The organism is Shewanella sp. GutDb-MelDb (assembly GCF_002836075.1).
GTDB lineage: Bacteria > Pseudomonadota > Gammaproteobacteria > Enterobacterales > Shewanellaceae > Shewanella.
Map to the genome: position 1 here is coordinate 1 of NZ_PJBM01000208.1, position 8,508 is coordinate 8,508.

The 8,508-nt window shown below is 43.0% G+C and carries 4 protein-coding genes and 1 pseudogene; 1 reads left to right on the forward strand and 4 read right to left on the reverse strand.

All coding sequences use genetic code 11. From position 1 onward, the window contains the following. From CXF82_RS22785 to rfaH, 3 genes and pseudogenes are all read right to left on the reverse strand, one after another. Positions 1–109 (reverse strand): annotated as a pseudogene (locus CXF82_RS22785) (LPS O-antigen length regulator); the annotation flags it as partial. 104 nt (positions 110–213) lie between these two features. Further along, positions 214–2,961, reverse strand: a complete 2,748-nt coding sequence (locus tag CXF82_RS10315) for an SLBB domain-containing protein (RefSeq protein WP_102044144.1) — start codon at positions 2,959–2,961, stop codon at positions 214–216. A gap of 1,027 nt (positions 2,962–3,988) precedes the next feature. Next, on the reverse strand, positions 3,989–4,519 hold the full coding sequence (rfaH, locus tag CXF82_RS10320; protein WP_102044145.1) for a transcription/translation regulatory transformer protein RfaH: 531 nt from the start codon (positions 4,517–4,519) through the stop codon (positions 3,989–3,991). Positions 4,520–4,950: 431 nt separating this feature from the next. Between rfaH and CXF82_RS10325 the strand changes: the two genes are divergently transcribed. Then, positions 4,951–6,456: a peptide MFS transporter gene (locus CXF82_RS10325; RefSeq protein ID WP_101092186.1), complete on the forward strand. Its 1,506-nt coding sequence runs from the start codon at positions 4,951–4,953 to the stop codon at positions 6,454–6,456. A gap of 1,065 nt (positions 6,457–7,521) precedes the next feature. Here CXF82_RS10325 and CXF82_RS10330 read toward each other — a convergent pair. Continuing rightward, a complete protein-coding gene (locus CXF82_RS10330; RefSeq protein WP_102044146.1) occupies positions 7,522–7,872 on the reverse strand; it encodes a four helix bundle protein in 351 nt (116 codons plus the stop codon). Between the last annotated feature and the right edge of the window lie 636 nt (positions 7,873–8,508).

Consider the following 8,508-nt stretch of genomic DNA (forward strand, 5'->3'; position numbering starts at 1 on the left):
ATTTTCCCTGCCAGATAACAGCGAAAAGTTCTCTCAAGTCAATCTCATCATCTGACGGAGCCGGAGTAAACTGTTGACCCTGTGTATATTTATTTATTTCATTCGACATTTAAAACTTATCTCATTATTTAAGTTTTTGAATACGGTTGACAGAACGCTTCGCTAACTAAGTCAGCGTTCCATTATCCGTGAGGCCAAAGACCGCTTTGCGGTCTAAAGATTAGCGACTGTGGCGAATGCGACTGCTGTGTTGTATATGATGCTGGTGACTTGTGTCCAAAGCGTTAGGCTGTCTTTGTATTCAGTGTCTAACGGTACGATAATAGTATCGCCAGGTTGCAGGCTTGATTCACTGCTGAACCACATTGAATGACTTGGAAGCATTACTGAGCCATCGGCTTTAATAACATACGTTCGGTCATCATCCGCGCGTTCTCTTGCGCCACCCGACATAGCAAGATATTGGTCGATGGTTTGGCCGTCTTTAAATCGATGTGTGGCTGCGTGCTGGACTTCACCCATAACCGCAACAGTCTGCTTAGTCGATGGGATGTATAGAACATCTTTATCTTCCAATTGCAGGTCTGCTTGCTCAATGCCTACGGATACAGCTGAGAGATCAACCACTAAACGACCCACTGCTTTAATGGTTTCGAGATCGGTTAACATTAACTGCGCATCGCTATAATTTACAACGTTACCGTCTTTCGAAACACCACGAGTAGCAATATCACGGCGTAATTGGTCAGCAAGCTTTTTAATTTCTAATTGCTCTTGTTGACGCACAGACTCGCGGACAAATACTGATGAAGGCAGGTATGCATATGAAGTAAACCCACCTGCACGATTTAGTACATCCGCTAACGTCTCACCGCGGCGGATATTGTAAGTGCCTGGGAACTTAACTTCTCCGCGTATTTCAACTGACTTATTTTCTTGCCAATCTGGGGTGGTCATTACCGTTAAGATATCGCGGCCTTTCAGCAACACATTTTGTTGTGCATCGCCCTGCAAGGCAAGATCAAGCGCTATATTCTTGTGGTTAATAGAGGACCCATCAGCAGTGGTGAACGTGCTTGTAAGTTCGGCGCGTATTGTATAAGCCCCTTCTTCTAGGCCTCCGGCAGCATTAACTAAGTCTTGAACTCGCGCATTGATTGCAAGAGGATAAATACCAGGGTTATTCACTTTACCGTTGATGGCAACAGCCTGAACACCTGTACCGGCTCGACCTTGATTATTAAGCTTCATAATCACTGGATAAAGCAATTCACTGCGATTCATCACGCTGCTTAGCTTGATTAAATCTCTATCTTCAAACAGGTTGACCAACATCTTGTTGACCTCACCTTTGATTGCGGTGTTTTCGTTTTCTTCAGCTTTACTGTTGATTGCGATACCGCCTAACTCTGAACGGTCGGCAAATTTCTGTTGATTCAGTTGAGAGAAACCCGCTTTAAACAAATCGTTGCCAATAAGTGAGTCACCTGCTAACGATTGTACTTTCTTAACGCGTTCTTTGACTAACTTATTCAGTTCATAGCGGTTCTGAGTCATATCGCTGAAGTTAAAAAAGATGACCTTGTCACGTGGTCGAAGCATTAGATCTTGAGATGCAACCTTGCCGTTAATCGCTTGTGATGGCGAGAATTGATAAACCTGAATATCACCCTGCTTATTCATTTCGCGCACTATAATAGCGTACTCTAAATCCGCTGAAACCGTTAAGTCGCCCCAAATAGATGGGACTAAGTCACTGACCTTTTGTCCTTCAAACCACTGATACTTTCCAGGCCGAACAACTGCACCGACAACGGTGAGTGCGTCTTCATATTGTGATGCTGCACTTTTTACGCGTATCACATCACCTGCAATAGCTGGAGTCGCTTTGCCTTTTTTAGAGGTAAGATCGACATTAACGATGGTTCTAAGGCTATTACTATTAAATCGCTCTACACTGCTACGTTTTGGATAAGCGCCAGGTTTAATACCCGCCGACATTTCAATAACCTGCGCCATTGTTTCGTGCTTTTTAAGCTCGTAAATAGCCGGACGTCGAACTTCGCCAGTAACGCTGACTAATCCGCCTACCGATGGAATAAATACCACATCACCAGAGCGCAAGCGCATGTCACCAGAGGCATCACCTCGAAGCAACAGGTCGTACAAATCCATGCTGCCAACCAGTTTGCCAGCACGTTTTACTTGAATATTACGTAGCGAACCGATTTCATTAACGCCACCTGCGACAAATAAGGCTTGAGTAATGGTCGATAGGCTCGAGACGGTATACGACCCCGGCTTATAAGCATCACCCGCAACAAAAATGCGAATGGAGCGAAGTTCGCCCATGGTGATATTTGATTGAATACCAATCATCTGCTTTTTAATACGTTGGGATAGGGTTTTTCGTAACTGGCTAAAGTTTAATCCGGTTACAGTGATAGGCCCTAGTTCAGGGAACTGTATAACCCCTTCTCTGTTAATGACTAGGTCATATTCCTTGTTATCTTTACCATAAAGCTGAACTTTGATGTTATCTCCTGGGCCCACAAGATATTCACTCGGGACAGGCACATCCGATACAGGCGCAAAGGTCGTCGGCTCGCCTGCAAAGAGGTCATAACCAAATCGTTTTAGTTCGTTTTTTGCAGCTTCATCTTCAAAAGTAAGTTCTTTGTTTTTATCTTCTTCGTCTGCAGCTCTATTACCCTTACTGCGTCCATCACCACGCGGGTTTACCAACTGAGGGCTTTCTAACTGTTGTTGAGTAGCGGCAGAGCCTCCTAGCATCGATGGACTAATGCCATATTGCTTAGCAAGACGTTGTTGTTCTGATGCCGGCAGAGTTTTAAATTGCTCTATCATTTGCGGAGATGGCATTGCCGCTTGTACTTGACCGCTTAACAGCAGCAAAGCACTTGCGCCAGCTATAATAATTTTTTTGGTTTTATGTAACACCGCGATTAATCTCCGAAGAAAGCAAAAATAATGAAAAAGTCAGCAATCGCTGACTAGCCAGGCCAATTTATAGTAACCCGATGTAATAGAACAAGTGGCCTTGCGACTCAATGGCTGAGCTAACTGACAAAGCTAACGTATAAAGTGTTTAAAGTCGAAAAATCATATTGCTCATTCTTAATGTTCAAGTTTAGTGTTCAGGCCAATAACTGAGCGAACCCGATGTTGAATCTTTTGGGGGAACGCATAAGAAATAACAAAAAAACGTAGGTGATTCATGTATTTTAGACACGCTACCGCCCATGGATTACGGCTTCCAAAGTGCCCATCCGCAATGCGGACATTCCTAATTCACTGACAAAAACACTTAACAACTTACGTAAAAACTAAATTAATACTTAAGCAAGTAGCTAAATAAATTTAGAAAAAATAAAAGTTAGGATTTCGTAAAATAGCTTCACTCAATCTGTTTTCCCGTTTTTCTAAATTAACTTAATTGCTCTCTACCGTTTTACACAACAAATACTAACCCTAGCGTTTAATATTTTTTTACAACTCGGCCACAAAGCTAAATAACACCTCAGAATTGCCTAAGGTCAACAATATCAGCTGTAAATTTTCGTAAATACTATACAGCAATGAAAAGAGTTGAGCAGTAACTCTAAGGGCCTGCATTCGCCAAGTGCTCAAACATTCCGCTACTCATACCATTAAAACTTGCAGTGCTATGTACTGCAACCATGGTCTTGCGTTAAAGATATCGCCTTAGATATCACTCACCACATGACGAATCGCATAAGCGGCACATGTTCGACCGATACATAGCATCATTCCACTTTGCTTTACAGGTCAAAATATAATCTCATTCTATAACGCAGGCTTCTTTGTCGCTAGTAACACATAAGTTGTACTTATCGAAGCGCTATAGCCAATATCCTACAAAAAAAATCGTATTTCACGCACAGAGTTCACACTACTACTTATGATACAAACATATTCAGTTTGTTATGCTTTTTACTTAAAGATATCAATCTAAACGGGTAACATCAGCCTTATCGACAGCAACCCTTTGTTGCTTGCCCATAATGTCGAAGAGTACAAAACAGCGCTTTTCACCATTTTTCTCTTCGAAAACCCCCTCGAGTTCAGCGAAAGGCCCATCGACAAACTTCACTTTATCGCCACATTCAATAGCAGCTTCCGCTGTATTTTGCTGTTCTGAGTCGGTGTTTGGTAGTAACTCGTTTAACCAGCAATGTTCGCGCAGCTTAATGGCTTGAATGATACCGTCATCAACAGCTGTCATCAATTCTTTACAGCCGATGATGCGAATAACGCCTCTGGTGCTATGTATACGCGCAACGCTGGTGATTTGAGGATCAAAATGGACAAAGAGATAACTAGGGAACATAGAGACACGACGAACAGTTACTATTCCTTTATGTAACTTTTCTTCAGGGTAGGTAGGGATATAAGTTTCAATCTCTTGAAGTGCTAGATTCTGCTGCGCTCGAACTTCGCCTCGAGGCTTACAATACAACAGGTACCAAGCTTTCATTAAAACCTCTCCAATATTAAACTTAACAATAGTGAACTCCATTCACGGCGAGAGATTCTAGCAAAAACCACTGTCACAATGAAAGTAAATTCTATCTGTTTTTCCAATACTGGTCTCAAGTCTAGCAAGATATAAATGCATTCGCTTTGAGTGGTTATTATCTCAGCAGTCACTTCCTTAAAATTGACTTAAGGCCCCTTAAAAGGGTATATAAGGTGGGCTTTATCGCATTTGGCGCTATTTTTAGCTTCAAATAATAAAAATTAGAATATAAGCCCGTAACAGTGCGATCAAATACGTTACATATAGATGCTTAAGATAACATTTACAGCGAATATATCTCACGCATTAGGTTAAGCTAATTTAAGCAAAACTATTTCTGTGGTTTTTATTAACCCACAGGTAATCACAAGCTGAAGGTGGAAGAACAAATGAGCGGAATAAAACCCCAGGGGACGATGCTTGGGCATCCGAAGGGACTGTTCCTGTTGTTTACAACAGAATTATGGGAACGATTTAGTTATTACGCGATGCGCGCCATTTTGGTGTTATATCTTGTAGATAAAGTACAAGGCGAAGGCGGTCACGGTTTAGGTTGGACGAGTGCAGATGCCCTCTCTCTTTACGGTACTTTTACTGGTTTAGTCTATTTCACTCCTCTTATCGGTGGCTGGTTAGCGGATAATGTGCTTGGTCAACGTAAATCTATCTATATTGGTGGCGCCTTAATGGCCATCGGTCAATTTACTCTAGCTTTCCCCCATAGTTGGATTCCTGGTTCAGAAACTATGGCCTTTTATATAGGTCTAGGCACACTGATTATAGGTAACGGACTATTTAAGCCAAATATCTCTACCATGGTTGGCGATCTCTATAAAGAAGGCGATCATCGTCGTGATGGTGCATTCACTATCTTTTATATGGGTATCAACGTGGGTGCTGCACTTGCGGGCTTTGTTGTTGCTTGGGCTTATACTTCATTTGGTCAAACTGTCATATTTGAAGGACAAGAAGTCTTCATTAACAACTGGCAAGCAGGTTTCTTCTGCGCTGGTGTAGGTATGATTTTCTCTTTGATTATCCAGTACATATTTGCTCAGAAACTGCTTGGCGATATCGGTCGCTACCCTGCTGCTAAAGTTGATAAAGAAAAGTCAGCTGCAAGCGGTATTGTGCGAAAAGAACCGTTAACCAAAATTGAACGTGATCGCATCAAGGTGATTATGGTCATGGGTCTGTTCACCATCATTTTCTGGGCGGGTTTCGAACAAGCCGGTGGTCTACTTAACCTATTCACTAACGAATTTACCGACCGATCAATTGGTAGCTTTGAAGTACCAACGACTTGGTTCCAGTCTCTGAATGCTATTTTCATCGTTGTTTTTGCCCCAGTAATTGCTTCTATCTGGATCCGCTTGGGTAAGAACGAGCCTAACTCTCCAGTTAAGTTTGCCCTTGGCTTAGTTCTACTCGCTGTCGGTTTCCTATTTATGATGGGTGCTGTTATGGAAATGGACGGTAGTGCCGATGTTAAGTCAAGCATGTGGTGGTTAGTCGGTGCTTACTTCTTCCATACAATGGGTGAACTATGTTTGTCTCCTATTGGTTTGTCTATGGTGACTAAGCTTGCTCCATTGCGTATTGCTTCGTTACTTATGGGTGCATGGTTTCTCTTTATTGCTGCGGCCAATAAGATTGGTGGTATTGTTGGTTCATTCATCGGCCACGATGGTACTAAAGAAGAACAATTGGCTAACGCCATGGGGATCTTTGCTGGTATAGCAATCACTGCAACAGTTTCTGGCATCATCCTTTACTTCATGGCTGATAAGCTTGTTAATTGGATGCACGGCGCTGAAGGCCATGCAGACACTGAAGAAGAAATTCTTGAGCAAGAGATTGCCGTTACTGCAGAGCATGAAGCTATCAAGAGATAGTTAAAGGCCGGTTTAGAGCCGAATGAGCTGAGAGCCGGATAAGTGCCGGTTTAAGCTAAGACGGTTTAGAGTCGGTTAAAAGCCGGTTTGGAGCCGAATGAGCTGAGACGGTTTAGAGCCGGATAAGCTAGAAAACAGCAAAGCCAGAAGAGTTTATCTTCTGGCTTTTTGTTTGGGTAAAGAAAATCCGATTGTAAGACGAGAGAAGGTAAAAGCCGGTTTGGAGCCGAATGAGCTGAGAGCCGGTTTAGAGCCGGATAAGCTGAGATGGTAAAAGACGGTTAAAGCCGAGTTAAAGCCGGAAAAGCTAGAAAACAGCAAAGCCAGAAGAGTTTATCTTCTGGCTTTTTGTTTGAGGAAAATTAGGTAAACGGCGGGGATCGGTTAAAAGCCGGTTTGGAGCCGAATGAGCTGAGAGCCGGATAAGTGCCGGTTTAAGCTAAGACGGTTAGAAGCCGAGTTAAAGCCGGATGAGCTAAGACGGTTAAAGCCGAGCTAGAGCCGGAAAAGCTAGAAAATAGCAAAGCCAGAAGAGTTTATCTTCTGGCTTTTTGTTTGGGTAAAGAAAATCCGATTGTAAGATGAGAGAAGGTAAAAGCCGGTTTGGAGCCGAATGAGCTGAGAGCCGGATAAGTGCCGGTTTAAGCTGAGATGGTAAAAGACGGTTAGAAGCCGAGCTAAAGTCGAAAATCGATTAAGTGCCGGTTTAAGGCCGGATGAGCTGAGAAAGTGACAAGCCGATTTAAGCTGAGACGGAAAGAGCGAAGGTTCTGGGAGCCGAAGAGTGCTGAGATGGTAAAAGACGGTTAGAAGCCGAGTTAAAGTCGAAAATCGATTAAGTGCCGGTTTTGAGCCGGATAAGCTGAGATGGTAACAAGCAGGTTTAAGCTGAGACGGTTAGAAGCAGAGTTAAATCCGAATGAGCTGAGATGGTAAAAGACGGTTTGGAGTCGGTTAAAAGCCGAGATAAAAGCCGAGATAAAAGCCGAGATAAAAGCTGGTTAGAGCTGGATAGAGTTGAGCTGAGGTGAAGTAAGGTTTGATAAAATATTTGAGGTTTTTTGGTTAAGTGAGTAATCTTTTCTTTGTGCGAATAAGGGCGGCTGTCATCATTATTATACTTTCTGTTTCTCTAATTAATTGAACACCTGAATTAGATTCAAGATAGCCGATTTTAATTCCTATTGTTAATTGGGTGATAACTTCAGCAGCTGAAGCCTTTGATATGTATAGAAAACGGATCTGCTCTTTTATTGACTCCCTTTCTATTCCCTCTGCAATATTGGAAGGGATTGATAATCCCGCTCTGGTTATTTGATCCTTAAAGCCGAAATCTCGTGTGTCTTTCGTTAACTCATAAATCGAACAACTGAGCGCACACGATCGCTGCCAAATTTCTAACTTCTTAAATTTCATATTATTCATCCTTGAATACCCATTCCTTATTTTAATCTCAGCTTATTCAGCTCGTAACCTTCCCAGCCTGTATCGTCTTAGCCCTATCCGGCTTTAAATCGGCTCTAAACCGGCATTTACCCGACTTCCAACCGTCCTAGCTTGAATCGTCTCAGCCTGTATCGTCTCAGCACTATCCGGCTCTAAACCAGCTCTCAAGTCTCAGCTTGAATCGTCTCAGCCTGTATCATCTCAGCACTATCCGGCTCCAAACCTTCTCTCAAGTCTCTGCTCGAACCGTCTTTAAACCTGCTCTTAACCGGCATTTATCCGGCTTCTAACCGTCCTAGCTTATCCGGCTCGTAACCTTCTCAGCTTGTATCGTCTCAGCCTGTATCGTCTCAGCCTGTATCGTCTCAGCCTGTATCGTCTCAGTCTGTATCATCTCAGCCTGTATCGTCTCAGCCTGTATCGTCTTAGCCCTATCCGGCTCCAAACCTTCTCTCAAGTCTCTGCTCGAACCATCTTTAAATCGGCTCTAAACCGGCATTTATCCGGCTTCTAACCGTCCTAGCTTATCCGGCTCGTAACCTTCTCAGCCTGTATCGTCTCAGCCTGTATCGTCTCAGCCTGTATCGTCTCAGCCTGTATCGTCTC